The organism is Actinoplanes lobatus (assembly GCF_014205215.1).
Taxonomy (GTDB): domain Bacteria; phylum Actinomycetota; class Actinomycetes; order Mycobacteriales; family Micromonosporaceae; genus Actinoplanes; species Actinoplanes lobatus.
Window position 1 is genome coordinate 3,464,340 of the sequence record NZ_JACHNC010000001.1, and the last position, 25,570, is coordinate 3,489,909.

Below are 25,570 nucleotides of genomic sequence, written 5' to 3' on the forward strand. Positions count from 1 at the left end.
CTTTCAGGCAGCACGACACGCCCGGGGGGAGCGTGAAATTTGCGCCTGATCACGCTCAATAAGGGATGAAAGGTGCAAACAGGCATGGCAGGGCATTGGTCCTGAGCACGCGACCCTACGGACGGGGCGACATGTCGGGCCGCCGATATGTCTGGTTTCGCATTCGGTGATCGGCGTCCTGCGCTAACGAGTGAGGCTCGCGGACTTGTCGCTCCCCCGTGCGACGATGTTGCGCGTGAATGCCGTGCCGCCCCCATCGTTGCTGCTCGTCCAAGGCGATGAGGAGTTGCTCGCCGCCCGTGCCGTCGCTGAGGCCGTCGATGCGGCCCGGGCCGCTGACCCCGGCGCGGACGTTCGGGAGTTCGAGGCCGGGTCGCTGGTCGCCGGTGAGGTCGCCGAGATCCTCAGCCCGTCGCTGTTCGGCGGCCGCCGGGTCCTGGTGATCCAGAGCGGTCAGGACGCGCGCAAGGATCTGACCACCGCCCTGCTCGCCTACGCGAAGAACCCCGACCCCGACGTGACACTGATCGTCACCCATGTGGGCGGGGCCAAGGGCAAGGCGTTCGCTGACGGGCTGCGCGCCGCCGGCGCGACCGTGGTGCCCGTGATGAAGCTGAAGAAGGACTCGGAGCGGATCGCGTTCGTGCGCAACGAGTTCCGCCGCAACGGGGCCCGCTGCGACGACACCGCCGCCTCCGCGCTGCTCCAGGCGGTCGGCAACGACCTGCGCGAGATCGCGGCGGCCTGCTCCCAGCTGCTCGCCGACACGGACGGGAAGATCACCGAGGCGGTGGTGGCCCGCTACTACAAGGGGCGCGCCGAGGTGACCGGGTTCGCGGTGGCCGACGCCGCCATGGTCGGCGACCTTCCCGGAGCGCTGGAGGCGTTGCGCTGGGCGCTGCACGTCGGGGTCGACCCGGTGCCGATCGCCGACGCGCTCGCCGACGGGGTGCGGACCGTGGCACGAGTCGCGTCGGCGGGGCGCGGGAATCCGTACCAGCTGGCCGGCACGCTCGGCATGCCGGCCTGGAAGATCGAGAAGGCCCAGGGGCGCAGCCGCGGCTGGACCCCGGAGGGGCTGGCCGACGCCATGCGGGCGGCCGCCGAGTGCAACGCCGCGGTCAAGGGCGGCGCCGAGGACCGGGGCTACGCCCTGGAACAGACCGTCTTCGCGATCGCGGCGGCCCGCCGGGACGGAGGAAACCGATGACCCGGACCATTCGCTCCCGCCGCGCCGACGAGGCGAACCGGCCGCTGTACGCCCGGGCGCTGCGACTCCGGCGCCTCGCGCCCAGCGGGCTGCTCTGCTTCGTCTTCCTCGAGGGCGCGGTCGTTCTCGGCATCCTCCTCGCGCTGGCCGAGCTGGTCAGCTGGTGGGGAGTGCTCGTCCTGCCGGTCACCGTGGCGCTGATGGTGAAGTTCAACGACCTGGTGGCCGGTGTGATCACGCCACGGCCGGTGGCCACCGAGACCGCGTCGGCGCGGGTTTCCGTGCTGCGCCCGGCCACTATGCCGGAGCACGGGCCGGCGCCCTCGGAGACGCTGTCGGAGTACCGGCCGGTCGACGAGACGGGGGCCGCGCGTTACGCGCCGGAGCGGAAGACCGCCGACTACGGGCCGGCGGTGCTGTCCGACTCGCTCGGGGACGGGTTTCCGACGGAGGACCTGCCCGGTGTGCCGGCGGTGGGATATCCCGGCACGTATTCCCGCGGACCCGCCTACGGTGACGGCGGGGGCAACCACAACGCCGGGCCTGGGCACGGTGGGGCCGGTTCCGCTGGTGGCTCGTTTCACGCTCAGCCGGCGGTGACGCCCGCGACCGGGTACGGCTCGGCCACCCAGGACCCGGCGGAGGAAGCCCCTGCCACGGGGAAGGGCGCGCCGATTCGGCGGCCATGGGCCGAGCAGCTGGACATGCGGCAGCAGATGGCTCGTCAGGCGGCGGCTCGCCGCTACGAGTGAGGGCCGCTTCTCAACGTCAGGCGGTGTGACGGACCAGTCTGTCCGCACCCGCCGCCACGGATTCCTACGGCACGTGAGCCGACGATTCTGAGTGCGGGCTGCCCGCACCGCTGAAAATGGGACCGGGCACCGCTGCGGACCCGAAGGTCCAGCGGTGCCCGGTTGTGTCCAAACCGGCCAACCCGAAGGGTGGCCGGAGTCAGCTGCCGCTGCTGTGCGGCTCTGACATGATCCGGAACGAGCGGATCAGGCGGACAGCGCGGCGATCTTCTTGGCGATGGCCGACTTGCGGTTGGCCGCCTGGTTCTTGTGAATTACGCCCTTGCTGGCGGCCTTGTCCAGCTGACGCGAAGCGTCACGCAGAAGAGCGGTGGCCGACTCGACATTGCCCGAGTCGCTCGCCTCGTGCATCTTGCGGATCACGGTCTTCAGCGAAGACTTGACCGACTTGTTGCGCAGACGGGCCTTCTCGTTCTGCCGGTTGCGCTTGATCTGGGACTTGATGTTCGCCACGCGACAGCCTTGTCCTGACTAGGTTCGGAAAAATGGTCTCAAGCGATGGTCGCCTTGCCCTCTGTCCCGACTCGGAGCCGGAGCAGCTGACAGGGTGTCACCACACGCGATGAGCCAGACTACCAGCACCGTTCCGAGCCGCCAAAACGGCTCCGGCCCCCGCGGTCAGCGAGTCCAGCCGCGGCGCTCGGCCAGCCAGGCCAGCGCCTGGGTTCCGCTGAACCGCTGATGCTGACGGCTGTGCGGGGAGGCGCTGGTCGGTCCGTCGGCCGCCCGGACCAGCCAGTACCCGGCCAGAGCGGCCAGGGCGCCGTCCACCCCGTCCGGCGGCGGGTTCCACGTGCGGATGTGGGCGTCGGTGTCGAGGCCGCTGGCGTACGCGCTGATCAGGAGCGTGACCGTGTCGAACCAGGGTGCGCCCAGACAGGGCCACGTCCAGTCGCAGAGCCAGGCCCGGCCGGAACCGTCGACGAGGACGTTGTCGACGCGCAGGTCGCCGTGGCACATGCCGGTGCCGCCGGCGGTCGAGGGCAGCCGGCGTTCGAGGTCGGCCAGTTCGCGCAGCCGCTCCGGGGCGACGGTGCCCCGCGCGGTCACCGGCATCGGCTCGTGCCCCGCCTCGATCAGCGACCACCAGGACATCTCCGCGCGCAGGATGTCCGGCAGCGCGGGCAGCCCCACAGCGAGCAGTTCGGGGGCGGGGTGGGCCAGTGCCGCCGCGGCCCGGCCCCAGGAGGTCAGCGTGGCCTCCAGGTCGGCCCCGGACCACGGCAGCGACGGGATCCGGCCGTCGACCGGCTCCATGCACAGGACGAACCATCCGGCCTCGGCCAGGGTCCAGCGGGGCCGGGCCGCGATCACCTCCTCGGGGAGGGCCGCGGTGATCGCCTGCTCACGTGCGTACCACTGGGCGGTGGGGTCGTCGAGCCGGGCGGCCTTGACGAAGGCGCCGGCGCCGGCCTCGGTGGTGAGCAGCGCGGCGAAGGCCCGGGTGAAGCCGCCGCCGGCGCTGCGCGCGGCGACGACCGGCGATCCGAGACGCGCGGCGATCGCCTTTCGCACGCCACGCGGCAGATCAGACCATTCCGGGCGTACGGCGGTGGCGTCGTACGGTACGTCGGGCAGCGAGATCGGCCGCATGTTCCCCATCCTGCCGCCGGCGGAATTGTCGTACCCCACTGGGAGGATCGCAGGCATGAGAACCGACGATTTCTGGGCGGTCATCGACCGCGCCACCGCCGACCGGCCGGCCTCGCCCGCCGAGGTCGCCGAGCGGGCCGTCGCCGACCTGGCCACGCGCGATCCGGAGGAGATCGTCGCCTGGGGCCGTCACCTGGACAAGGTGATGGCCGCGTCCGGCACCGAGGATCTGTGGGCCGCCGCCTACCTGATCAACGGCGGCGTCGACGAGGCCGGGTTCGACGCGTTCCGGGGCTGGCTGATCGCCCACGGGCGCAAGGCCGTCGCGGCGGCGGTGCAGAAACCCGATGTGCTCGCCAACGTCGTCGTGATCAAGGAGGCGGCCGACACCGGCGCCGTCTTCGCGGCCGAGGAGGTGCTCGACATCGCGGCCCGGGCCTACGAGCAGGCCACCGGCGGGCCGCTGCCGGCGGGGGAGCGGCCACGCACCCGCCCGGAGGTCGCCGACCTGTGGGATTTCGACAACGAGGACGAGATGCATCGCCGCCTCCCACGCCTGTCCGCCCTGTTCCTGGAGCCACCGGACTGACGCTTCGTCCGGGTCCGCGCCGGATGGGCCGGAGGGCGGGCGTGTGCTCGGGCGGGGGCGGCGCTGTGGGTTGAGTTCCAGCCGGCCGCCGGGCGGGTGTCCGGGGCTTGGGAACGAACCGGGCCGGGTGGGGCGGGTTCGGCAGACTCGGCGGCATGAGTGCTGAATCGGGAAGTGTGGCCGCGGTCAGTCGCAACGACGTCTACTCGTTCACGAAGCCGAATCGCGACGAGATCGTGCTGGTGGCCGGGATCGGTGTGGAGGGCGACGTGCACGCGGGCGTGCACGTGCGGCACCGCAGCCGGGTGAAGGCCGACCCCACTCAGCCGAACCTGCGGCAGGTGCACCTGATTCAGGCGGAGCTCTTCGGCGAGGTAGCCCGGAGGGGCTACGACGTGTCCTCCGGCGGTCTGGGCGAGAACGTGACCACCCACGGCCTCGACCTGCTCGGGCTCCCGCGCGGCACGATCCTGCGCTTCGGACCCGAACCGGCTGAGGGGCCGGGCAGCCGCGCCGGGCAGGTGGCGGCGCGGGCCGCAGAGGTGGACGGCCGGGCCGGGCAGGTGGCGGCGCAGGTCGCGGAGGTGGACGGCCGGGTCGGGCAGGTGGCGGCGCAGGTCGCGGAGGTGGACGGCCGGGCCGGGCAGGTGGCGGCGCAGGTCGCGGAAGTGGACGGCCGGGCCGTGCAGGTGGCGGCGCCGGCCGCGGCCGGTGGCGGGGAGCGGGACGGGACGGCGGTGCTGGGGGCCGTGTTCGCGGCGGCCGACGCCGCGACGCTGGACGAACCCACCGCCCGGGCCGCGGCGGCCGTCAGGGAGGCCGCCCGGCGGGACGGCGGTGACGATCGGCGGCCCGCGGTCATCCTGGCCGGGCTGCGGAATCCCTGCGCGCAGATCAACGGGTTCCGGGCCGGCCTGCTCAAGGAGGTGCTCCAGAAGGACGAGCGGGGCAACCTGGTCCGCAAGGCCGGGGTGATGGGGGTTGTGCTGCGGGGTGGGGTGATTCGTCCCGGGGATCCGGTTGCCGTGGAGCTGCCGCCGGGCCCGCACGGACCGCTCGAACGGGTGTGATCGGACCTGCCCTCGCGGGCGTGGGACGATAGGGGGCGCCGGCTGAAGTCCGGCGCCCACCCGAACCCGAAGACCAGCCCGATAAGAACGGATGACCGTGCCTGGACCGCTCGACCCCGGCGTGAACGTGATCGGATCGACCGATCCGAGCCGTATCCGCAACTTCTGCATCATCGCCCACATCGACCACGGCAAGTCGACGCTGGCCGACCGGATGCTGCAGATCACCGGGGTGGTCGACCCGCGCCAGATGCGCGCGCAGTATCTCGACCGGATGGACATCGAACGCGAGCGCGGCATCACGATCAAGTCGCAGGCCGTGCGCATGCCCTGGGTGGTCCGCGAGGGCGACAAGCAGGGCGAGTCCGCCGTCCTCAACATGATCGACACCCCGGGGCACGTCGACTTCACCTACGAGGTGTCGCGGAGCCTGGCCGCCTGTGAGGGCGCGGTTCTGCTGGTCGACGCGGCGCAGGGGATCGAGGCGCAGACTCTCGCCAACCTGTATCTGGCGATGGAGAACGACCTCCACATCATCCCGGTGCTCAACAAGATCGACCTGCCGGCGGCACAGCCGGAGAAGTACGCCGAGGAGCTGGCCAAGCTGATCGGCTGCGAGCCCTCCGACGTGCTGCGGGTGTCCGGCAAGACCGGCGTCGGTGTCGATCATCTGCTGGATGAGATCGTCCGGCAGTTCGTGGCGCCGGTCGGTGACGCGGACGCCCCGGCCCGCGCGATGATCTTCGACTCGGTCTACGACGTGTATCGCGGCGTGGTCACCTACGTCCGTGTGATCGACGGCCGGATCGGGGCGCGCGACAAGATCAAGATGATGTCCACCGGCGCGGTGCACGAGCTGCTGGAGATCGGTGTCGTCTCGCCCGAGATGGAGAAGGCGACGGCTCTCGGTGTCGGCGAGGTGGGCTACCTGATCACCGGTGTGAAGGACGTCCGCCAGTCGAAGGTCGGCGACACCGTCACCGGCAACAACCGTCCGGCCAAGGACGCGCTCGGCGGCTACAAGGAGCCGAAGCCGATGGTCTACTCGGGTCTCTACCCGATCGACGGCTCGGACTACCCAGCGCTGCGTGACGCGCTCGACAAGCTCAAGCTCAACGACGCCGCGCTCACCTACGAGCCGGAGACCTCGGCGGCGCTCGGCTTCGGCTTCCGCGTCGGCTACCTGGGCCTGCTGCACCTGGAGATCATCGGCGAGCGGCTGGAGCGCGAGTTCGGCCTGGACCTGATCTCCACCGCGCCGAACGTGGTCTACCAGGTGATCACCGAGGACGCGAAGGAGACGGTGGTCACCAACCCGAGCGAGTTCCCGACCGGCAAGATCGCCGAGATCCACGAGCCGGTGGTGCGCGCCACCGTCCTGGTGCCGAACGAGTACGTGGGCGCCGTCATGGAGCTCTGCCAGAGCCGCCGGGGCAGCCTGCTCGGCATGGAGTACCTGTCCTCCGAGCGGGTGGAACTTCGGTACACGCTGCCCCTCGCCGAGATCATCTTCGACTTCTTCGACCAGCTGAAGAGCAAGACCAAGGGGTACGCGTCACTCGACTACGAGCCCTCCGGCGAGCAGGTGGCCGACCTGGTGAAGGTGGACATCCTGCTGCACGGCGAGCCGGTCGACGCGTTCAGTGCCATCGTGCACAAGGACAACGCCTACTCGTACGGCACGACGATCGCCGCCAAGCTCCAGAAGCTCATTCCGCGGCAGCAGTTCGAGGTGCCCATCCAGGCGGCCATCGGCTCCCGGATCATCGCCCGCGAGACGATCCGCGCGATCCGCAAGGACGTGCTCGCGAAGTGCTACGGCGGTGACATCAGCCGGAAGCGGAAGCTGCTGGAGAAGCAGAAAGAGGGCAAGAAGCGGATGAAGATGGTGGGCCGCGTGGAGGTTCCGCAGGAGGCCTTCATCGCCGCGCTCTCCACCTCCGACAGCACTGACGCGAAGGGGCCGGGCAAGAAATAGGGCGGTTTGATTCCTCGGGGGGTCGGGAACACAGGGGCTCGACGGACGCAACCACCAAGCTCCACCCCCGAGGAGGAACCTCATGGAACTCACGCTCACCGGCATCATCGTCGCCCTGATCGTCGGCCTCGTGGTCGGCGCGCTCGGCCGGCTCGTGGTACCGGGCCGCCAGAACATCCCGCTCTGGCTGACCCTGGTGGTCGGTGTGGTGGCCGCTCTGCTGGGCACCGTGATCGCCCGTGCCGCGGGTGTCGCCGACACCGCCGGTTTCGACTGGATCGAGTTCTTCTTCCAGGTGGCTCTGGCCGCCATCGGTGTGGCGCTGGTCGCCGGTGTCGGCAGCCGTCGCCACCTGACCCGATGACCGCCTGACCACAAACACGGAAACGCCGGTCCCGCGCCCCGCGGGTCCGGCTTTTCCGTGTGCTCCGAAGGTCCTAGTGGAAGACCTCGGCCACCACTTGCGCCTGGTCGCCGGTGGCGCCGTCGGTGACCGGCTGCCACTTCCCCTCGGGGGCGCGCCATTCGAGATCACCGAACCGGACCCGTTCGAGGCCGGTGCCCGAGGCGTGCGAGACCAGCCAGTGGGCGAACCGCCAGCCCACGCTGGGATCGGCCACGGCCACGGTCAGCCCGGCCGTCTCGGCGCTGCGGGCCTGGCCGCCCAGCTTCCTGCCCCAGTCCAGCTGGAGGCTGCTGAGCAGGGCGGTGGCCGCCTCGGCGCCGCGGATGGCCGGGGTGTCCGGGACGACGCACTCGACGGCCCCGGTGGCCCGGCCGGTCAGCGCGGCGGCCAGCACCCGGGACTCGTCGGCCCATTTCTCGTACGCGTTCGGGTAGGCCGAGCGCTGCACCCGCTGGGCGGCGTCGGTGACCCGCATCTCTTCCCAGCCCTTGACCTTCTTGAGGGCCGTGTAGAACTTTCCCGCCGCGTACCTCGGGTCCTGGATCTGCTCGACCGTGCCCCAGCCCTGGCTGGGCCGCTGCTGGAAGAGGCCGACCGAGTCGCGGTCGCCGCTGTCCAGGTTCTCCAGCTTCGACTCCTGGAAGGCGGTGGCGAGCGCGACCACCACCGCCTGCTCGGGCATCCCCCGGCGCACGCCCACGGCGGCGATCGTCGCCGCGTTGGCCATCTGTGCCGAGTCCAGGGTCACCTCGCCCTCGGCGCTGACCGTGCACTCCGGGCCCAGTTGCGGCAGCTTGATGGTGCCCGCCAGGTTGTTGATCAGCACGATCACGCCGACCACACCGACGAGGGTCAGCGCGGTGATCACACCGACGATCGATCTGGTTCGCACCGTCACCTCCTCAGCCAAGCCGGACGCCAAGCCTAGACAACGACCGCTCGTGCCCCGGGTGGGGATGATTCATCGAACCCAGTCGGGGTCACGCTTCTCCCGGGACGCGGCCACGCCCTCCCGGCCCTCCGCGGATTTGAAGTATCCCGCCGACCGCTGTGCGAGATCGGCCAGGTCGGTACGGATGGACTCGCTCCGCGTACGCCGGAGAAGTTGTTTGGTGCCGGCGAGCGCGAGCGGCCCGCCGCGGACGAGTGACGCACAGTAGGCCGCGACAGCGGCATCGAGATCCTCCTCGGCGACCGCCGCGGTGACCAGGCCCACCTCGGCGGCCCGGGTCCCGTCGAAGACGTCGCCGGTGAGGTAGAGCTCGGCGGCGGCCCGGGGCGCCAGGCGCGGCAGCACGGTCGAGCTGATCACCGCGGGGATCACCCCGAGCCGTACCTCGGTGAAGGCGAACGTCGCCGAGCGGGCGCAGACCGCGATGTCGGCCGCCCCGATCAGGCCGAGGCCGCCGGCCCGGGCCGGACCGCCGATCCGCGCCACCACCGGCTTGGGGAACTCCCAGAGCGCGGCCAGCACGTCGGCGAGCATCTCGGCGGGCAGCTTGTCGCCGGGCTGGGCCGCGGCGGTCTCCTTGAGGTCGACGCCGGAGCAGAACACCGGGCCGGTATGGGACAGGACCACCACCCGGGAGTCCGGGTCGGCAGCCGACGCGGCCAGCGCGCCGAGCAGCCGCCGGAGCAGGGCGGTGGAGAGGGCGTTGCGGTTTCCGGGATTGTCCAGGGTAAGGGTGGTCACCCCGGCGCCGGTGGCGGTACGGACCAGATCCATGCCGGGAACCTTAACTACGCTTGTTGGATGGCCGGCGCACTCCCCGATGGTGAACCCGTACCCGACGACGGGTCGCTCCCCGACGAAGCCACCCGTGAGGTCGGCAAGGACGGGTTCGCCGTCTACGTCCACGTGCCGTTCTGCGCCAGCCGCTGCGGCTACTGCGACTTCAACACGTACACGGCGAGCGAACTGGGCGGCGGGGCGAGCCGCGAGGAGTACGCCGACACCGTCCTGGCCGAGCTGGCCCTGGCCGCCCGGGTGATCGAGCCGGGCCGGGTGGACACCGTCTTCGTCGGCGGCGGCACACCCACCCTGCTGCCGGCCGGCGACCTGGCCCGGATCCTGGAGGGCATCGACCGCACCTGGGGCCTGGCCCCCGGCGCCGAGGTGACCACCGAGGCCAACCCGGAGTCGGTGGACCCGGCCTACCTCCGGGAACTCCGCCGCGGCGGCTTCACCCGGATCTCGCTGGGCATGCAGTCGGCCGCCGAGAACGTGCTGCGGGTCCTGGACCGCAGGCACACCGCCGGGCGGGCGCCGCGGGCCGCCGCCGAGGCCCGGGAGGCCGGGTTCGAGCACGTCAACCTCGACCTGATCTACGGCACGCCGGGGGAGAGCCCGGAGGACTTCGCGGCCTCGCTGGACGCCGTGATCGGCGCCGGGGTGGATCACGTCAGCGCGTACGCCCTGATCGTCGAGGACGGCACCCGGATGGCCGGCCGGATGCGCCGGGGCGAGCTGCCGTACCCCTCGGACGACGTGGCGGCCGACCGCTACCTGGCCGCCGAGGCCGCGCTGAGCCAGGCCGGTCTCACCTGGTACGAGGTGTCCAACTGGGCGCAGCCGGGCGGGGAGTGCCGGCACAACCTGCTGTACTGGACCGGCGCCGACTGGTGGGGTCTCGGGCCGGGCGCGCACAGCCACGTCGGCGGGGTCCGCTGGTGGAACGTGAAGCACCCGGTGACGTACGCGAAACGCCTGGCCGCCGGGACCTCGCCGGGACACGCCCGGGAGACGCTGAGCGGTGACGACCGGCACATGGAGGACGTCATGCTCCGGGTCCGGCTGCGCGAGGGCATCCCGCTGGACCGGGTCGACGCCACGGGAGCCGCGCGGGCCATGGCGGACGGGCTGCTCGAGCCGGGGGCGTACGACGACGGCCGCCTCGTGCTCACGCTGCGCGGCCGCCTGCTGGCCGACGCGGTCATCCGTGACGTGGTGTGAGTCTCACCTGATGAAGCGCGCGCTCAGCGGATAGTTGAACGGCTCGTTGTTGGCCGCCTTCACACCGGCGACGACACCCAGGATGGTGGCGATGAGCCAGGCCGCGCCGACGATGAAGACGCCCACCCCGACGCAGATGAGCACGCTGCCGACCAGGCCGATGATGCCCCAGAGCAGCTGGAAGTTGAGCGCCTTGACGGCCTCCTCCCGCACGTACGGTGAGGTGTTCCCGCGAGCCAGCAGGGCGACCAGCGGCGCGATCCAGCCGAAGAACGTGCCGCCGAAGAACGCGCCGGCCGCCCCGCCGAAGTGCGCCACCAGGATCCAGGTGCGTTCGTCGCCGGCGGTGGACGGCGGCTTGTAGCCGTAGCCGTACCCCGGAGGCGGGTTGTAGGGAGGCGGCGGATATCCGCCCGGCGGCTGATAGCGGGCGGTCGGGTCGTCGTCCGGTGGGCGGGGCTGTTCTGTCATGAAAGACACGCTAGGACCCGCTATCGAGCCGGTCGACGACCGGGCAGGTACTTTCGATCATCGCGCTGCCGCCCCCGGCGACGTAGACTGGCACTCTATTAGCGGGAGTGCCAGAGGGGGAGGGGTCATATGAGTCTGGATGACCGCAAGCTCGAGGTGCTCCGGGCGATCGTCGAGGACTACGTCGACACCCAGGAGCCGGTCGGCAGCAAGGCCCTGGTGGACCGGCACAAGCTCGGCGTCTCTCCGGCCACCGTGCGTAACGACATGGCGGTGCTGGAGGAGGAGGGCTACATCCGGCAGCCGCACACCAGCGCCGGGCGCGTCCCCACCGACGCCGGCTACCGGCTCTTCGTCGACCGGCTCACCCGGATCAAGCCGCTCAGCCCGGCCGAGCGCCGCGCGATCGAGCGCTTCATGGTCGGCGCCGTCGACCTGGACGACGTGGTGCACCGCACGGTCCGCCTGCTGGCCCAGCTCACCCGCCAGGTCGCCGTCGTCCAGTACCCGAGCCTCTCCCGTTCCTCGGTGCGCCATCTGGAGCTTGTGCCGATCTCCACCACCCGCCTGATGCTCGTGATGATCACCGACACCGGCCGGGTCGAGCAGCGCCTCGTCGAGATGCCCGGCCCGGTGCACGACGGCGACGTGTGGGACCTGCGCCGTCGCGTCAACGAGAAACTCTCCGGTCAGCGGCTCGCCGACACCCCGCCCCTGGTGCAGCGGCTGGTCGACGAGTGTGACGATCCCGAGCGACGGGCCACGATGGCGTGCCTCGCGTCGGTACTCTTGGAGACCCTCGTCGAGCGGAGTGAGGAGCGCCTCGCCCTCGCCGGGACGGCCAACTTGACACGTGGCGGTGTGCTGGACTTCCAGGGCACGCTACGGCCCGTCCTCGAGGCTCTCGAGGAGGAGGTGATCCTGCTGAAGCTCATCGGCGACCTGGAGCCCCGGACCACCCGGGTCCGGATCGGTGACGAGAACGAGATCGACAACCTGCGGTCGGCGTCCGTGGTGAGCAGCGGTTACGGACCGGGCACCACGATCGTTGGTGGGCTCGGCGTGCTGGGGCCCACCCGGATGGACTACCCCGGCACTATCGCTACCGTTCGTGCAGTGGCACGCTACGTTGGCGACCTGTTGGCACAGAATTGACGGATTCGCGCAGACATTGAGGACTCCAAACCCCGTGGCCAAGGACTATTACGGAATTCTCGGTGTGAGCCGGGAGGCAACCGACGACGAGATCAAGCGCGCCTACCGCAAACTCGCTCGGCAGTACCACCCGGACGTCAACCCGGATCCGGAAGCGCACGACAAGTTCAAAGAGATCAACGCGGCGTACGAGGTCCTCTCCGACGACCAGAAGCGCCAGATCGTCGATCTCGGCGGTGACCCGCTCGCGCCCGGTGGCGGCATGCCCGGCGGCGCCGGCGGCGCCGGCCCGTTCGTCGGCTTCCAGGACATCATGGACGCCTTCTTCGGCACGGCCGCCGGTGGCGGCTCCCGGGGCCCGCGCCCGCGCACCCGTCCCGGCGCCGACGCCATCCTGCGTCTCGAGCTGGACCTGGTGGAGACCGCCTTCGGGGTGGAGGCGCCGATCACCGTCGACACCGCGGTGCTCTGCACCCAGTGCTCCGGCGCCGGCACCGCGCCCGGCACCCACCTGGCCACCTGCGACGTCTGCGCGGGCCGCGGCGAGGTCCAGTCGGTGCAGCGCACCTTCCTCGGCCAGGTCGTCTCGGCGCGCCCCTGCCAGAACTGCCAGGGCCACGGCACGGTCATCCCGAGCCCCTGCCCGACCTGCGCCGGCGACGGCCGGATAAGGACACGCCGCTCGCTCACCGTCAAGATCCCGGCGGGCGTCGAGGACGGCATGCGGATCCGCCTGGCCCAGCAGGGCGAGGTCGGCCCCGGCGGCGGCACCGCCGGCGATCTCTACGTGGAGATCCACGAGCGGCCGCACGACGTCTACTCGCGCAAGGGCGACGACCTGCACTGCCGGGTCACCCTGCCGATGACCGCGGCCGCGCTCGGCACCCGGATGACCATCAAGACCCTCGACGGCGAAGAGAACATCGAGGTCAAACCGGGCACCCAGCCAGCCAGCACGCTGCGTATCCGCGGCAAGGGCGTCCCGCACCTGCGCGGCCAGGGCCGCGGTGAGCTCTTCGTGCACCTCGACGTCAAGACGCCGACCAAGCTCACCGCCGACCAGGAGCGCATGCTGCGCGAATTCGCCAAGACCCGCGGCGAGGACGTGGCCGAGCTCTCCAAGCAGGGCGGCTTCTTCAGCCGGATGCGCGACGCCTTCAACGGCCACTGAGAGTTACGCACCCGACCACCCGGCGCTGTCCCCGGCAAGATCAAATTCAAGATCATGTCGTAGCCGGGTGGTGGGTGCGGACCGTCGCTCCCGCCGAGGACCGGGCGGTGGCGAGCTGGCCGCCGGCGCGTCCAAAACGCTCACCACCACCCGGTGACCTGAGCGAGCGGTAACGCTCACCCCACCTACACGCAGCGCCCTTGGTGCGCGGGCCCTGGTGTTATCGGGTGCCCACCCGCACACGCGGTGGGTTCTGTGTGCGGGCGCCGGTGTCTGTGGGTGGTCGGCGGTGCTGGCCGGGTGCGGGATCCCGGTGAGGGGTAGCGTCTCTGGGATGTCCGCGCCGCTGTTCCTGGTCGATAGCCTGCCCGCCGGATCGTCGTACACGCTGGACGGTCCGGAGGGGCATCATGCCGCCACCGTGCAGCGGCTTCGGGTCGGTGAGGCGCTGATCCTCGCCGACGGGCGCGGCGGCACCGCCCGGGCCGAGGTCACCGCGGTCGGGCGGGGCAGCGTCGAGGTGATGGTCAGCGCGGTCGGCCAGGAGCCGGCCGCCGACCCGAGGCTGGTCGTCGTGCAGGGCATCGCCAAGGGTGACCGGGGCGAACTGGCCGTGCAGGCGATGACCGAGGTCGGGGTGGACGAGATCCTGCCCTGGGCGGCGTCCCGGTCGGTGGCCCAGTGGCGCGGCGACCGTGGTGTCAAGGCTCGCGACAAGTGGACGGCCACCGCCCGGGAGGCCGCCAAGCAGGCCCGCCGCTCCTGGCTGCCGGTGGTGACGGGCGACCCCGACTGCTCCACCAAGCGGGTGGCGGACCGGATCGCCGGGGCGGCGGCCGCTTTCGTGCTGCATGAGGAGGCCACCGAGCGCCTCTCCACCGCCGCTCTGCCGGAGCAGGGCGACATCGTCCTGGTGGTCGGCCCCGAGGGCGGCATCAGTGACGCCGAACTGGAGACCTTCCGCGAGGCGGGCGCTACCCCGGTCCGCCTGGGCACCGCCGTCCTGCGCACCTCCACCGCGGGCGTGGCCGCCCTCGCCGTCCTGAACAGCCGCCTGACCCGCTGGTAATCCCTTACAGCCGGTTCCCAGGGCTGTCGCAAGCCCCGGGAACCGGCGGGATCCCGGTCAGTCGACAGTGATCCCGGCGGTCAGGCGGGGGTCGTCGAGGGCGTGTGCGGCGGTCACCGTGTAGTCGCCGGGAACGGTGCGCCAGCCGCCGTCCCACACCTGGAAGGCGCGTTCGGGCAGCGGGATCCTCACGGTCACCGTCTCTCCGGGGGCGGCCGAGGCGGTGGCGAAACCGGCGAGCCACCGCTCCGGGCGGTCCACCGGGCCGGGCTGGTTCGCCGACAGGTACAGCTGCACGACCTCCCGGCCGGGGCGGTCGCCGGTGTTGGTGAGCGTCACCCGTGCTCCGGTGACTTCGAGCGCGATCTCCCCGTACGCCCAGGTGGTGTAGCCCTGACCGGAACCGAACGCGAAGAGCGGGCGGGCCGACCAGCCGCGGTAGCCGATCCGGATGTCCTCGCCGTAGGCGAGCGTGCCGTCCGACGGGCGCACCTCCAGGACCGGGCAGTCCTCCTCCCGGCGCGGCCAGGTGGTGGGCAGGCGGCCGCCCGGCTCCGCGACGCCGAGCAGCACGTCGGCCAGCGCGGCGCCGGCCTCCTGCCCGGGGAACCAGGTGAGCAGCACCGCGGCCGCCTCCTCGGACCAGGGCAGCAGCACCGGCGAGCCGGCGTTCACCACCACGATCGTGCGCGGGTTGGCCGCGGCCACCCGGGACACCAGCTCGTCCTGGCGGCCGGGCAGGGCCAGCGAGACGCGGTCGAAGCCTTCCGACTCGACCTGTTCGGTGGTGCCGACCACGACGACCGCCACGTCCGAGCGGGCGGCCAGGTCGACCGCCTCGGCGATCAGGCCGTCGTCGTCCGGGCCGGGCGCCCGGTGGCCGAGCGTGGTGGAGACCGAGTGGGCCATGCCCGGTTCGAAGGTCTGCCGCAGCAGCACCGGAACCGGTACGCCGGCCTCCAGCTTCACGGTGAACCGTTGCTCGCGCGGGTGCAGCAGCAGGTCGGCGCGGCCGGTGCCGGGCGGGTGCAGGGAGCCCTCGTAGCGCGTCTCGCCGCCGACGACCAGCTGGAACGCGCCGAACCCGGAGACCGCCAGCACGTGTTCGCCACCGGCCGCCGGGGTGATCTCGGTACGCAGTTCGAGGGTGGTGATCGCGGCCACCGGCAGGCCGCCGGGCGGGTCGCCGAGCCAGCGGATGGTGGCCGTCTCCACTCCGAAGTCGTGCCCCTCGGCGGAGAAGGTGAACGGCGCCCAGTCCGGGCCCTGGGCGGGCGGCAGGAACGGGCGCGGGTCGGCGCCGACCGCGTGGGCCACGTCGACTCCGGGCAGCGCCGCGCGCAACCCGTCCAGCGGGGAGATCACGTGCCGCGGGGTGACCTGGGCGCTGCCGCCGCCGAGCACCCGCGCGTCGGTGGCCAGCGCGCCGATCACCGCGACCCGGGTGAGGTCGGCGGCCCGCAGCGGCAGGGCGGCGCGCTCGTTGCGGGCCAGGACGAACGACCGGACCGCCACCTCGTGTGCCACCGCGTCGCCGTCCTCCTCCGGCGGCGGCGCGGGCCGGGTGTGCCCGTCCAGGGCCCCGGTACGGGCGGCGAGCCGCAGCACCCGGCGCACCTTGTCGTCGATGACCTCCTCCGGTACGGCTCCGGAGCGGACCGCCTCGACCAGCGCCGGACCCCACGGGTTGTCCATGGCCGGCATCGCGATGTCGAGTCCGCCGAGCGCGGCCGCCACGGTGTCCCGGGCGGCCCGCCAGTCCGAGACGACCACCCCGTCGAAGCCCCACTCCCGTTTGAGGATCTCGTCCTGGAGGCGCCCGTTGGCGGCCATCGGCGTGCCGTTGACCCCGTTGTACGCGCTCATCACGCCCCACCCGCCGGCCGCCGCCACCCGCTCGAACGGGGCCAGGTAGATCTCCCGCAGCGCCCGCTCCGGGATCTGGACGTCCACGGTCATCCGGTCGGTCTCGAAGTCGTTGCCGACCAGATGCTTGACCGTGGTGCCGACCGAGTGCGCCTGCACCCCGGCCACGAACCCGGCCGCGATCTCCCCGGTCAGCAGCGGATCTTCGGAGTAGCACTCGAAGTGGCGGCCGTTCAGCGGGGTGCGGTGCATGTTGACGGTCGGGCCGAGCAGCACGTGCACGCCTTTGCGCCGGGCCTCCTGGCCGAGCAGCCGGCCGGCCCGTTCGGCGACCGCGGTGTCCCAGGTGGCGGCGAGCGCGGTGGGGCTGGGCAGGGCCACGGACGGGTCCTCGGGGGTGTAGCCGGTGCCCCGGACGCCGACCGGGCCGTCCGACATGACCAGCGACCGCAGCCCGATGTGGGGTACGGCCGGCAGCGACCAGAAGTCCTGTCCGGTCAGCAGGGACACCTTCTCCTCCAGCGTGAGCCGGCCGAGAAGGTCGTCGAGATCGGTCATGAGAGCGCTCCCAGGAGTGTGTCGGAGGTTCCGACGCCCATCTAAGCCCACCCCCGGCCATAAGATCCATGAGGTGGAAAACACCTGCCTGTTCTGCCGCATCCTGAGTGGCGAGATCCCCGCCACCGTCGTGCACCGGACCGAGACCACCCTCGCCTTCCGGGACATCGACCCGAAGGCGCCCAGCCACGTCCTGGTCATCCCGGTCGCCCACCACGCGAACGTGATCGAGCTGGCCGCCGACCCGGCCGCGGCCGCCGACGTGCTGGCCACCGCGGCCAAGGTCGCCGAGCTGGAGGGCCTGACCGACGGCTTCCGGGTCATCTTCAACACCGGGGAGCACGGCGGTCAGGAGGTCCACCACGTGCACGCGCACGTCGTCGGCGGTGCCCCGCTCGGACCGATGCTGGCCCGGCTATGAGTGAGCTTGCGAGCGAATCATCGAACTCGGTCTCGAACTCATGCCGACGCCGGAGCGAAGCGGAGGTGATGGCATGAGCGCGCCCAGTCCTCGTTACGAGCGCGCCGCCCGCCGGGCCCAGGCCGACGGCCGGATACCCGCGCTCTCGGTGGCGCTGCACCGCGCCGACCGGGAGCCGTGGGTCTTCACCGTCGGCGACTCCGGCAACCCGGACCACCCCCTCGGGCCGGGCACCCGCTTCCGGATCGGGTCGGTCACCAAGACCTTCACGGCGGTGCTGGTCATGCAGGCCCGCGACGAGGGCCTGGTCGACCTGGACGCGCCGATCGCCGAGTACCTCGACGTGCCGGCGCACGGCGACGCCACGGTCCGCCGGCTGCTCTCGCACACCGCCGGGTTCCAGCGGGAACCGTACGGCGACGTCTGGGACACCCTGATCTCCCCCGACGCCGGCCGGATGCTCGCCGAACTGGACCGGGCCGAGCGGGTCCTGCCCAACGCCCGGCGGTTCCACTACTCCAACCTCGGCCTGGCGGTGCTCGGCCAGATGGTCGCCCGCCTGCGCGGCGGCACCTGGGCCGAGATCCTCACCGAGCGTGTCCTCACCCCGCTCGGCCTGGAGCACACCACGGCCGGCCGGCCGTCGGACGCGGCCGTCGGCTACCTGGTCGACGCGTACTCCGACGCGGCCCGCCCGGAGCCGCCGGTCGACGTCGGCGGCGTCGCCCCGGCCGCCCAGCTCTGGAGCACCGCGACCGACATGGCGAAGTGGGCCGCCTTCCTGGCCAGCCCGGAGCTCGCCGACCCGGACGGCCGGGTGCTCGCCGCGGACACCGTCGACGAGATGCGCTGGCCGCTCACCACCACCGACGAGAGCCTCTGGGCGGCCGGGTTCGGGCTCGGCCTGATCCTGGTCCCGGAGGGCAAGCGGGTCATGCACGTGGGCCATGACGGCGCCATGCCCGGCTTCCTGGCCGGTGTCTACGGCCGGCGGGGCGGCGACGGCAACCCGGGCGGGCTCGGCTGTGCGGTGCTCGGCTCGTCCGGCACCGCGGGGCAGACCAACGAGCTGGTCCACGACCTGTTGCGGCTCGCCGCCGAGCTGGACCCGGCGGAGATCCGGCCGTGGCGGGCCGCGCCGCCCGCGCCGCCCGCGTACCGGCCGGTGCTCGGCCGCTGGTGGAGCGAGGGCATGGAGTTCGTCTTCGCCTGGCACGACGGCCGGCTCCAGGCGCGGGCCGCCGAGGCGCCGGCCGGGCGTCCGCCGGCGATCTTCGAGCCGCTGCCGGACCGGCCCGGCGTGCTGCGTACCGTCTCCGGGCGGGAGGCCGGCGAGCTGCTGCGGCTCACCCGCGACGACAGCGGGGCGGTGGTCCGGATGCACTGGGCGACCTACCGGCTCACCCGCCTTCAGGAGGGCTTCGACTCCGGCCTGGCGAGCGACGGGCCGGAAACCACCAACCGGCGATAATGGCATCGGCGGGCGGGCGGCCGAGCGGATAGGATGGCACGATCCTTGAGCGAGCCGCCCGACCCGTGGTGGCGAAGTAGAAGAGAGCAGGTGGCGGAGGCCCTTCGGGCCACCCTATGACCGGTACGCCGAACGAATCCAGCACTGGCTCGACCAGCCCGGTGCGGGCGCAGACCAAGATCTCGGTGAGCGATCCGAAGATCATGGTGAACCTGCTCGGCGCCAAGGACGAGATCCTCCGGCTCATCGAGCGCAACCTCGACAGTGACGTGCACGTCCGTGGCAACGAGATCACCATCACCGGCGATCCGGCGGAGAACGCGGCGGCCGAGCGCCTCTTCTCCGAGCTGATCGAGTTGATCGAGAAGGGTGAGACGCTCAGCGTCGACGCCGTCCGCCGCACCCTGCGGATGCTCGAGGAGAACACCTCCGAGCGCCCCGCCGAGGTGCTCACCCTCAACATCCTGTCCCGCCGCGGGCGCACCATCCGGCCCAAGACGCTGGGCCAGAAGAAGTATGTCGACGCCATCGACCAGAACACCATCGTCTTCGGCATCGGCCCCGCCGGCACCGGTAAGACGTATCTGGCCATGGCCAAGGCGGTGCAGGCCCTCCAGGCCAAGCAGATCAACCGGATCATCCTGACCCGGCCGGCGGTCGAGGCGGGGGAGCGGCTCGGCTTCCTGCCCGGCACGCTGACCGAGAAGATCGACCCGTACCTGCGGCCGCTCTACGACGCGCTGCACGACATGCTCGACCCGGAGTCCATCCCGCGCCTGATGGCCGCCGGGACGATCGAGGTCGCGCCGCTGGCGTACATGCGTGGCCGCACGCTCAACGACGCGTTCATCATTCTGGACGAGGCGCAGAACACCACGCCCGAGCAGATGAAGATGTTCCTGACCCGGCTCGGGTTCGGGGCGAAGATCGTGGTGACCGGTGACGTCACCCAGATCGACCTGCCCGGCGGGACGACCAGTGGCCTCAAGATCGTGCGGGAGATCCTGCGCGACGTGGAGGACGTGCACTTCGCCGAGCTGTCCAGCTCCGACGTGGTGCGGCACCGGCTGGTCGCCGAGATCGTCGACGCGTACGCGCGCTACGACGCCGTCCAGGAACAACAGTCGGCACAATCCGTCCACGCCGTGCCGGGCCGGGCCGCCAGCGGTGGCCGGGCACCGGGCCGCCGGCGCTGATTCGCAAGGGGTAATCGCACCACTATGTCCATCGAGATCGCCAACGAGTCGGGAGTCGAGGTCGACACCGACGCGATCCTCGCGGTTGCCCGGCACGCCCTGGACGAGATGGGGGTCAACCCGCTCGCCGAGCTGTCGATCCTGCTCGTCGACATCGAGTACATGGCCGAGTTGAACCATCGGTGGATGGGCAGCGACGGCCCGACCGACGTGCTCGCGTTCCCGATGGACGAGGGCAGTGTCGACCACGGCCCCGGCGAGTCCGGCACCGGTGAGCCGGCCCTGCTCGGCGACATCGTGCTCTCCCCGGAGGTGGCCGCCAAGCAGGCCGCCGCGGCCGGGCACGCCGCCGCCGACGAGCTGCACCTGCTCACCGTGCACGGCGCCCTCCACCTGCTCGGCTACGACCACGCCGAGCCGGAGGAGGAGCGCGAGATGTTCGCCCTGCAGAACAAGCTGCTGCAGAGCTGGCGCGCCGGGCGTAAAGCCGGCTGATCGTGGACCCCGCGTCGGCTGGGCTGCCGGACCTGCAACTGATCCTCCTCGCGGTCGCTCTGGTGCTGCTCGCCGGCCTGGCCTCGATGACCGACGCCGCGCTGGCCACCGTCTCGCACGCGCGCGCCACCGAGCTGGCCCGGGAGGGCAGCCGCGGTGCGGGCGCGCTGGCGGCGGTGGCCTCCGACGTGGTCCGCTACGTGAACCTGCTGCTCCTGCTGCGGTTGCTCTGCGAACTGACCGCCACCACGCTGGTGGCCCTGGTCGCGGTGGACACCTGGGGTGTCGGCTGGCGGGCCGCGCTGGTCTCGGCGGGCGCCATGACGGTGGTCAGCTTCGTGGTGGTGGGGGTGGCCCCGCGCACCATCGGGCGCCAGCACGCGTACGCGGTGGGCCGGGCGACCGCCCCGCTGGTGCGCTGGCTCGGCCGGGTGCTCAACCCGCTGGCCCAGCTGCTGATCCTGATCGGTAACGCGGTGACCCCCGGTAAGGGGTTCCCGGAGGGGCCGTTCGGCAGCCAGGTGGAGCTGCGGGAGCTGGTCGACCTGGCCGAGCAGCGCGGTGTGGTGGAGCACGGCGAACGCGAGATGATCCACTCGGTGTTCACCCTCGGTGACACGATCGCCCGCGAGGTGATGGTGCCGCGGACCGAGATGGTGTGGATCGAGGCGGCCAAGACGTTGCAGCAGGCGCTCTTCCTCTTCCTGCGGTCGGGTTTCTCGCGGATCCCGGTGATCGGCGAGAGCGTCGACGACGTGCTGGGCGTGCTCTACCTCAAGGACGTCATCCGGCTCACCCAGAACGGCAACCCCGACGCGACCGCCCAGGCGGTGGCCGAGGCGATGCGCGCGGCCAACTTCGTGCCCGAGTCGAAACCGGTCGACGACCTGCTCTCCGAGATGCAGGCGGCACGCAACCACCTGGTGATCGTGGTGGACGAGTACGGTGGCACCGCCGGCCTCGTGACGATCGAGGACATCCTCGAGGAGATCGTCGGCGAGATCACCGACGAGTACGACGTCGAGCGCCCACCCATCGAGTACCTGGAGGACGGGGCGGTGCGGGTGGCCGCGCGGCTGCCGATCGAGGACCTGGGTGAGGTGTACGGCGTGGAGCTTCCCGCCGACGAGGTGGAGACGGTCGGCGGCCTGCTGGGGCAGACGCTGGGCCGGGTGCCCATTCCGGGCGCCAAGGCGGAGGTCGGGGGCCTGCACCTGATCGCCGAGGGCACCGCCGGGCGGCGCAACCGGATCGACTCGGTGCTGGTGCGCCGGGCCCGGCCGGAACCCGCCGCCGAGCAGGACGATGAGAACGTTGCCGAGAACGAGGAAAGACAACCCGCTGATGCCTGATCAGACCTTCGCCGCCGTCGCCGTCCCGGGCGCCGGTGACACTCCGCTGAGCGCCGAGGACACCAAACTGGTGACCCTCGCGCGCAGCTCCCGTGCCCGGGTGGGCGCGGCCGAGGGCGCGGCGGTGCGTGATCAGGACGGCCGCACCTACGCCGCGGCGACCGTCGCGCTGCCCCACCTTTCGGTGACGGCGTTGCAGCTGGCGGTCGCGCAGGCGGCCGCGTCCGGGGCGACCCTCCTGGAGGCGGCAGCTGTGGTGACCGAGTCCACCGAGCTGGAGGGCGCGGGCCACGCCGCGGTGCGTGACCTGGCGGCCGATGCGCCGATCCACGTGGCGGGCCCGAGCGGCGCGCTGGCCGGAACGGTCCAGTGATGGCGGACCAGCCGGAGAAGCGCGGTCAGGCTCCGAAGAAGACGCCCGCCGCGTTGCGTGGTCAGGCTCCGAAGAAGACGCCCGCCGCGCCGCGTGGTCAGGCTCCGAAGAAGGCGCCCGCCGCGCCGCGTGGTCAGGCCACGAAGAAGGCGCCCGCCGCGCAACACGCTCAAGTGCCGAAGAAGGCGGCGGACGAGCGCCATCTCACCGCGGGGGAGCGCAACGAGCTGCGGCGTCAGGAGCGGCGGGCGGCCCGCCGGGCCGCGGAGCAGGGCGCGGAGCAGGGTGGGCGGTCACGCGGCGGCTCCGGCGCGGGCCGGGCTTCCACCGCATCGGGTACGCCGAACGCGCCCCGTCGTAGCGGGAGTGATGGAAAACCTACGGGTAAGGCCGGGCTTCCCACGAGCTCCCAGGGACGGGGTGCTGCTTCTGCCGACAGCTCACCGCGTACCGGGAAAGGGGTTTCGCCGAAGAAGCACCGGCACAAGGCCGCGAGTGCCGCGAAGCGTGATGATGGGGTGTACCGTGCCGGGTTCGCCTGTTTCGTCGGGCGGCCGAACGCGGGGAAGTCGACGCTGACGAACGCGATCGTGGGTCAGAAGATCGCGATCACCTCGAACAAGCCGCAGACCACCCGGCACGTCATCCGCGGCATCCTGCACCGGCCGGACGCGCAGCTCGTCCTGGTCGACACCCCGGGCCTGCACCGCCCCCGGACCCTGCTCGGCGAGCGGCTGAACGACCTGGTCCGCGAGGTGTGGAGCGAGACCGACGTGATCGGGGTGTGCTTCCCGGCGGACGAGCCGATCGGCCGCGGCGACCGCTTCATCTCGTCGGAGATCAGCGAGCTGAAGGCCAAGGTCATCGCGGTGGTCACCAAGGTCGACCTGGTCGACCCGGCCACCCTGGCGCAGCGCCTGCTCGACGTCTCCGAGCTGTACGACTTCGCGGAGATCGTCCCGGTGAGCGCGGTCTCCGGCCATCAGGTGGAGACCCTGACCGACGTGATGGTGAAGTACCTGCCGGAGTCCCCGCAGCTGTACCCGGACGACGTGCTGACCGACGAGCCGGAGCAGGTGCTGATCGCGGAGCTGATCCGGGAGGCGGCGCTCGAGGGCGTGCGCGACGAACTGCCCCACTCGATCGCGGTCATGGTCGAGGAGATGCTGGTCGAGGGCAACCTCACCCGGATCTACGCGGATCTCTACGTGGAGCGCGACAGCCAGAAGTCGATCGTCATCGGGACCCGGGGCGCGCGGCTCAAGGAGGTGGGCTCACGTGCGCGTACGGAGATCGAGAACCTGATCGGCCGGCGGGTCTACCTGGACCTCCACGTTCGGGTCGCCAAGGAATGGCAGCGCGATCCGAAGCAACTGCGTAAGCTCGGTTTTTAATCGAAACTTGGACATTTTCCAACTATGGTGAAGTTCACCATAGTTTGCACAGGTTGCCCGTCCGGGGGTAACACCTTGGGCCATGCGAAACCGGTACCTGGACCTGCTGCGCGCTGTGGCGACCGTCCGGGTGGTCGTCTATCACCTGACCGGCTGGACCACGCTCACCGTGGTCCTGCCGGCCATGTCCGTGATGTTCGCCCTGGCCGGCTCGCTGATGGCGGCCTCCCTGGACCGGTTCGGGGTGTGGGCGGTGGAGCGGCGGATCCGCCGGCTGCTGCCCTCGCTGTGGGTGATCGCCCTGATCGCGATCGCGACCATGCTGGCCGCCGGCACGTCGAGCGTGAACCCGATGCTCCTGCTCTGGGGGTTCCCCCTGGACACCCCGGAGGCGACCGGCTGGTGGATGCAGGGGCTGAGCCACACCTGGTACCTGCGGGACTTCCTCTGGATGGTGCTGCTGTCGCCGCTGGCGCTGCCGCTCTACCGCAGGTTCCCGGTGGCGACCGTGCTGACACCGTTCCTGGCGCTGCTGGCGATCACCCTGACCGGGACGACCGTGCCGCCGGTGGCACACGGCCTGGCCCTGTACGGCGGGGCCTGGCTGCTCGGCTTCGCCCACCACGACGGTCACCTGGAGCGGATCGGCCGTAAACGGCTGCTCGCCATCGCGGCCGGGCTCGCCGTGCCGGCCGCCGTCTGGGTGCTGACCCACCCCGGGCCGCGGGGCTACGACCTCAACGACATCCCGCTCGGCAACGCGCTCTGGTCGGCGGCGTTCATCCTGGTCGCGCTCGGATGCGTGCGGCCGGTGGTGCGCGACCACCGGGTGCTGACCCTGCTGAACGCGCGGGCGCTGACGATCTACCTCTGGCACGTGCCGGTGATCGTCGCGGTGACCCAGTGGGGCGAGCGGCACGGTCTGCCGGTCCAGGGCTGGGTCGGCATCGGCTGGCGTACGGCTGTGGTCTTCCTGCTGCTCGGCGTGGTGACCGCCGCGGTCGGCTGGGTGGAGGACCTGGCCGCCGGGCGCCGGGCCACCCTGCTGCCCGGCTGGCCGGTCCCCGTCCCGGTCTCCCCGGCACCGGCCGCCCACGAGCCGGTGCCCAGCCTCCGGTGACGCTCAGCCTCAGCCTCCGCCTCGGCTTCCGGTGACGCTCAGCCCCCGATGATGCTGACGTCGCCGGCCCGGGTGTGCACGTCCAGCACATGGGTGGCCTTCGCGTCCTCGGTGATGCCGACCACCTCCCGATCGCCGGAGCTGCTGCCGGTCCGGACCTGGTAGGCGCCGGGCGGGACCATCACCTGGACGTCGCCGTTGGTGGCCGCCGCGGTCACCGAGTTCACCTCGGCCAACTGGACGTCGATGTCGCCCGAGGTGGTGCGGACCGTGACCGGGCCGGCGGCGTTCAGCACGCCGAGATCGCCGGACTGGGCATCCAGGGTCACCTCGGAGCGGCCCACCACGTTGAGATCGCCCGAGGTCGCCCGCACCTTCACCGGACCGGTGCCGTGGTCCACCATCACGTCCCCCGAGGTGAGGCGGATGTCGACCGGGCCCACCCCGATCAGGCCCACGTCGCCGGAGGTCAGCTCGCCGCGCACGCTGACCGCCGCGGGTGCGGTGATCTCGTAGTCGACGCCGCAGTCCGGCCCGCAGTCGGAGGTCAGGGTCAGCACCCCGTCCTTCTGCTGGTAGGTGGTGCCCGGATCGCTGTCGCCCGTGATGATCCGCCGGATCGTCGTCTCGGTCGCGGTCTCGCTGCCGGTGATCCGGACGTCGCTGTGCCGGCCGGAGAGCACGATCTCGTTGATCTTGACAGTCTCGGTGTCCTCGAAGGTCAGCCGCGCGCCCACCGCGCCGTCGCAACCGGCCAGGGTGCCGCCCACCGTGACGGCGGCGAGGATCAGGGCAACTCTTCGGCTCATGGGTTGAACCTATTTCCGCCGTCCCGGAAAGCCATCGG

Annotated in this window: 24 protein-coding genes and 1 pseudogene; 18 read left to right on the forward strand and 7 right to left on the reverse strand. The window is 71.6% G+C overall.

Going from position 1 to position 25,570, the window contains the following annotated elements:
• The first annotated feature begins 226 nt into the window (after window positions 1-226).
• Window positions 227-1,210, forward strand: coding sequence for a DNA polymerase III subunit delta (holA, locus tag BJ964_RS16115; protein ID WP_188121419.1), 984 nt, complete (start codon window positions 227-229; stop codon window positions 1,208-1,210).
• A pseudogene (locus tag BJ964_RS16120) lies at window positions 1,207-1,437 on the forward strand (hypothetical protein); the annotation flags it as partial. The gene holA and the pseudogene BJ964_RS16120, both read left to right, overlap by 4 nt.
• Window positions 1,438-2,208: 771 nt before the next feature.
• Here the strand turns inward: BJ964_RS16120 and rpsT are convergent.
• Both rpsT and BJ964_RS16130 read right to left on the reverse strand, forming a co-directional pair.
• Complete coding sequence (gene rpsT / locus BJ964_RS16125) at window positions 2,209-2,475, reverse strand: 30S ribosomal protein S20 (RefSeq protein WP_188121420.1); 267 nt, start codon at window positions 2,473-2,475, stop codon at window positions 2,209-2,211.
• A gap of 165 nt (window positions 2,476-2,640) precedes the next feature.
• Complete coding sequence (locus tag BJ964_RS16130) at window positions 2,641-3,615, reverse strand: phosphotransferase (protein ID WP_188121421.1); 975 nt, start codon at window positions 3,613-3,615, stop codon at window positions 2,641-2,643.
• A 55-nt stretch (window positions 3,616-3,670) separates the two neighbouring features.
• Between BJ964_RS16130 and BJ964_RS16135 the strand changes: the two genes are divergently transcribed.
• The 4 genes from BJ964_RS16135 to BJ964_RS16150 all read left to right on the forward strand — a co-directional run bounded on the left by BJ964_RS16135 (window position 3,671) and on the right by BJ964_RS16150 (window position 7,616).
• Window positions 3,671-4,204: a DUF4240 domain-containing protein gene (locus BJ964_RS16135; protein WP_188121422.1), complete on the forward strand. Its 534-nt coding sequence runs from the start codon at window positions 3,671-3,673 to the stop codon at window positions 4,202-4,204.
• 155 nt (window positions 4,205-4,359) lie between these two features.
• Window positions 4,360-5,274 (forward strand): transcription elongation factor, encoded by a 915-nt coding sequence (locus tag BJ964_RS16140; protein ID WP_188121423.1) that lies wholly within the window; start codon window positions 4,360-4,362, stop codon window positions 5,272-5,274.
• Between the two features lie 91 nt (window positions 5,275-5,365).
• A complete protein-coding gene (lepA, locus tag BJ964_RS16145; RefSeq protein ID WP_188121424.1) occupies window positions 5,366-7,252 on the forward strand; it encodes a translation elongation factor 4 in 1,887 nt (628 codons plus the stop codon).
• An 82-nt stretch (window positions 7,253-7,334) separates the two neighbouring features.
• Window positions 7,335-7,616, forward strand: coding sequence for a GlsB/YeaQ/YmgE family stress response membrane protein (locus BJ964_RS16150; protein ID WP_188121425.1), 282 nt, complete (start codon window positions 7,335-7,337; stop codon window positions 7,614-7,616).
• A gap of 73 nt (window positions 7,617-7,689) precedes the next feature.
• On the opposite strand, the gene BJ964_RS16155 is transcribed toward BJ964_RS16150, so the two are convergent.
• Window positions 7,690-8,556 (reverse strand): hypothetical protein, encoded by an 867-nt coding sequence (locus BJ964_RS16155; RefSeq protein WP_188121426.1) that lies wholly within the window; start codon window positions 8,554-8,556, stop codon window positions 7,690-7,692.
• A 63-nt stretch (window positions 8,557-8,619) separates the two neighbouring features.
• The gene (locus tag BJ964_RS16160; protein ID WP_188121427.1) at window positions 8,620-9,384 is read right to left on the reverse strand and encodes an enoyl-CoA hydratase-related protein; all 765 of its coding nucleotides are present in this window, start codon (window positions 9,382-9,384) and stop codon (window positions 8,620-8,622) included.
• A gap of 27 nt (window positions 9,385-9,411) precedes the next feature.
• Between BJ964_RS16160 and hemW the strand changes: the two genes are divergently transcribed.
• Window positions 9,412-10,611 (forward strand): radical SAM family heme chaperone HemW, encoded by a 1,200-nt coding sequence (gene hemW, locus BJ964_RS16165; RefSeq protein WP_188121428.1) that lies wholly within the window; start codon window positions 9,412-9,414, stop codon window positions 10,609-10,611.
• Between the two features lie 3 nt (window positions 10,612-10,614).
• Here hemW and BJ964_RS16170 read toward each other — a convergent pair whose 3' ends face one another.
• Complete coding sequence (locus BJ964_RS16170) at window positions 10,615-11,082, reverse strand: DUF4870 domain-containing protein (protein ID WP_188121429.1); 468 nt, start codon at window positions 11,080-11,082, stop codon at window positions 10,615-10,617.
• Window positions 11,083-11,211: 129 nt separating this feature from the next.
• On the opposite strand from BJ964_RS16170, the gene hrcA reads away from it, so the two are divergent.
• From hrcA to BJ964_RS16185, 3 genes are all read left to right on the forward strand, one after another.
• Complete coding sequence (gene hrcA, locus BJ964_RS16175) at window positions 11,212-12,237, forward strand: heat-inducible transcriptional repressor HrcA (protein ID WP_188121430.1); 1,026 nt, start codon at window positions 11,212-11,214, stop codon at window positions 12,235-12,237.
• A gap of 34 nt (window positions 12,238-12,271) precedes the next feature.
• The gene (gene dnaJ / locus BJ964_RS16180) at window positions 12,272-13,408 is read left to right on the forward strand and encodes a molecular chaperone DnaJ (protein WP_188121431.1); all 1,137 of its coding nucleotides are present in this window, start codon (window positions 12,272-12,274) and stop codon (window positions 13,406-13,408) included.
• A 334-nt stretch (window positions 13,409-13,742) separates the two neighbouring features.
• Entirely contained in the window at window positions 13,743-14,477 is a 735-nt protein-coding gene (locus BJ964_RS16185) for a 16S rRNA (uracil(1498)-N(3))-methyltransferase (protein WP_188121432.1), read from the forward strand.
• 57 nt (window positions 14,478-14,534) lie between these two features.
• Here BJ964_RS16185 and BJ964_RS16190 read toward each other — a convergent pair whose 3' ends face one another.
• A complete protein-coding gene (locus tag BJ964_RS16190) occupies window positions 14,535-16,901 on the reverse strand; it encodes a beta-glucosidase (RefSeq protein WP_188121433.1) in 2,367 nt (788 codons plus the stop codon).
• A 73-nt stretch (window positions 16,902-16,974) separates the two neighbouring features.
• Between BJ964_RS16190 and BJ964_RS16195 the strand changes: the two genes are divergently transcribed.
• From BJ964_RS16195 to BJ964_RS16230, 8 genes are all read left to right on the forward strand, one after another.
• Complete coding sequence (locus BJ964_RS16195; protein WP_229807236.1) at window positions 16,975-17,322, forward strand: HIT domain-containing protein; 348 nt, start codon at window positions 16,975-16,977, stop codon at window positions 17,320-17,322.
• Between the two features lie 73 nt (window positions 17,323-17,395).
• The gene (locus BJ964_RS16200) at window positions 17,396-18,793 is read left to right on the forward strand and encodes a serine hydrolase domain-containing protein (protein WP_188121435.1); all 1,398 of its coding nucleotides are present in this window, start codon (window positions 17,396-17,398) and stop codon (window positions 18,791-18,793) included.
• Window positions 18,794-18,909: 116 nt separating this feature from the next.
• Window positions 18,910-19,989 carry a PhoH family protein gene (locus BJ964_RS16205; protein ID WP_188121436.1) on the forward strand — a complete coding sequence of 360 codons (1,080 nt, stop codon included), beginning with the start codon at window positions 18,910-18,912 and terminating at the stop codon, window positions 19,987-19,989.
• Between the two features lie 24 nt (window positions 19,990-20,013).
• Window positions 20,014-20,484: an rRNA maturation RNase YbeY gene (ybeY, locus tag BJ964_RS16210; protein WP_183226208.1), complete on the forward strand. Its 471-nt coding sequence runs from the start codon at window positions 20,014-20,016 to the stop codon at window positions 20,482-20,484.
• Complete coding sequence (locus BJ964_RS16215; protein ID WP_262479692.1) at window positions 20,481-21,836, forward strand: hemolysin family protein; 1,356 nt, start codon at window positions 20,481-20,483, stop codon at window positions 21,834-21,836. Before ybeY ends, BJ964_RS16215 begins: the two co-directional genes overlap by 4 nt.
• Window positions 21,829-22,209 carry a cytidine deaminase gene (locus BJ964_RS16220; protein WP_188121438.1) on the forward strand — a complete coding sequence of 127 codons (381 nt, stop codon included), beginning with the start codon at window positions 21,829-21,831 and terminating at the stop codon, window positions 22,207-22,209. The genes BJ964_RS16215 and BJ964_RS16220 overlap by 8 nt, the downstream gene beginning before the upstream one ends.
• A gap of 518 nt (window positions 22,210-22,727) precedes the next feature.
• A complete protein-coding gene (gene era / locus BJ964_RS16225) occupies window positions 22,728-23,603 on the forward strand; it encodes a GTPase Era (protein WP_188126980.1) in 876 nt (291 codons plus the stop codon).
• Between the two features lie 82 nt (window positions 23,604-23,685).
• The gene (locus BJ964_RS16230) at window positions 23,686-24,723 is read left to right on the forward strand and encodes an acyltransferase family protein (protein WP_188121439.1); all 1,038 of its coding nucleotides are present in this window, start codon (window positions 23,686-23,688) and stop codon (window positions 24,721-24,723) included.
• A 38-nt stretch (window positions 24,724-24,761) separates the two neighbouring features.
• Here BJ964_RS16230 and BJ964_RS16235 read toward each other — a convergent pair whose 3' ends face one another.
• Complete coding sequence (locus BJ964_RS16235; protein ID WP_188121440.1) at window positions 24,762-25,532, reverse strand: DUF4097 family beta strand repeat-containing protein; 771 nt, start codon at window positions 25,530-25,532, stop codon at window positions 24,762-24,764.
• Window positions 25,533-25,570 lie beyond the last annotated feature (38 nt).

Coding starts and splice junctions, on each gene's coding strand:
- holA (WP_188121419.1), top strand. CDS start 227: ATGTTGCGCGTGAATGCCGTGCCGCCCCCATCGTTGCTGCTCGTCCAA.
- BJ964_RS16130 (WP_188121421.1), bottom strand. CDS start 3,615: ATGCGGCCGATCTCGCTGCCCGACGTACCGTACGACGCCACCGCCGTA.
- BJ964_RS16135 (WP_188121422.1), top strand. CDS start 3,671: ATGAGAACCGACGATTTCTGGGCGGTCATCGACCGCGCCACCGCCGAC.
- BJ964_RS16140 (WP_188121423.1), top strand. CDS start 4,360: ATGAGTGCTGAATCGGGAAGTGTGGCCGCGGTCAGTCGCAACGACGTC.
- lepA (WP_188121424.1), top strand. CDS start 5,366: ATGACCGTGCCTGGACCGCTCGACCCCGGCGTGAACGTGATCGGATCG.
- BJ964_RS16150 (WP_188121425.1), top strand. CDS start 7,335: ATGGAACTCACGCTCACCGGCATCATCGTCGCCCTGATCGTCGGCCTC.
- BJ964_RS16160 (WP_188121427.1), bottom strand. CDS start 9,384: ATGGATCTGGTCCGTACCGCCACCGGCGCCGGGGTGACCACCCTTACC.
- hemW (WP_188121428.1), top strand. CDS start 9,412: ATGGCCGGCGCACTCCCCGATGGTGAACCCGTACCCGACGACGGGTCG.
- BJ964_RS16170 (WP_188121429.1), bottom strand. CDS start 11,082: ATGACAGAACAGCCCCGCCCACCGGACGACGACCCGACCGCCCGCTAT.
- hrcA (WP_188121430.1), top strand. CDS start 11,212: ATGAGTCTGGATGACCGCAAGCTCGAGGTGCTCCGGGCGATCGTCGAG.
- BJ964_RS16185 (WP_188121432.1), top strand. CDS start 13,743: ATGTCCGCGCCGCTGTTCCTGGTCGATAGCCTGCCCGCCGGATCGTCG.
- BJ964_RS16190 (WP_188121433.1), bottom strand. CDS start 16,901: ATGACCGATCTCGACGACCTTCTCGGCCGGCTCACGCTGGAGGAGAAG.
- BJ964_RS16200 (WP_188121435.1), top strand. CDS start 17,396: ATGAGCGCGCCCAGTCCTCGTTACGAGCGCGCCGCCCGCCGGGCCCAG.
- BJ964_RS16205 (WP_188121436.1), top strand. CDS start 18,910: ATGACCGGTACGCCGAACGAATCCAGCACTGGCTCGACCAGCCCGGTG.
- ybeY (WP_183226208.1), top strand. CDS start 20,014: ATGTCCATCGAGATCGCCAACGAGTCGGGAGTCGAGGTCGACACCGAC.
- BJ964_RS16220 (WP_188121438.1), top strand. CDS start 21,829: ATGCCTGATCAGACCTTCGCCGCCGTCGCCGTCCCGGGCGCCGGTGAC.
- BJ964_RS16230 (WP_188121439.1), top strand. CDS start 23,686: ATGCGAAACCGGTACCTGGACCTGCTGCGCGCTGTGGCGACCGTCCGG.
- BJ964_RS16235 (WP_188121440.1), bottom strand. CDS start 25,532: ATGAGCCGAAGAGTTGCCCTGATCCTCGCCGCCGTCACGGTGGGCGGC.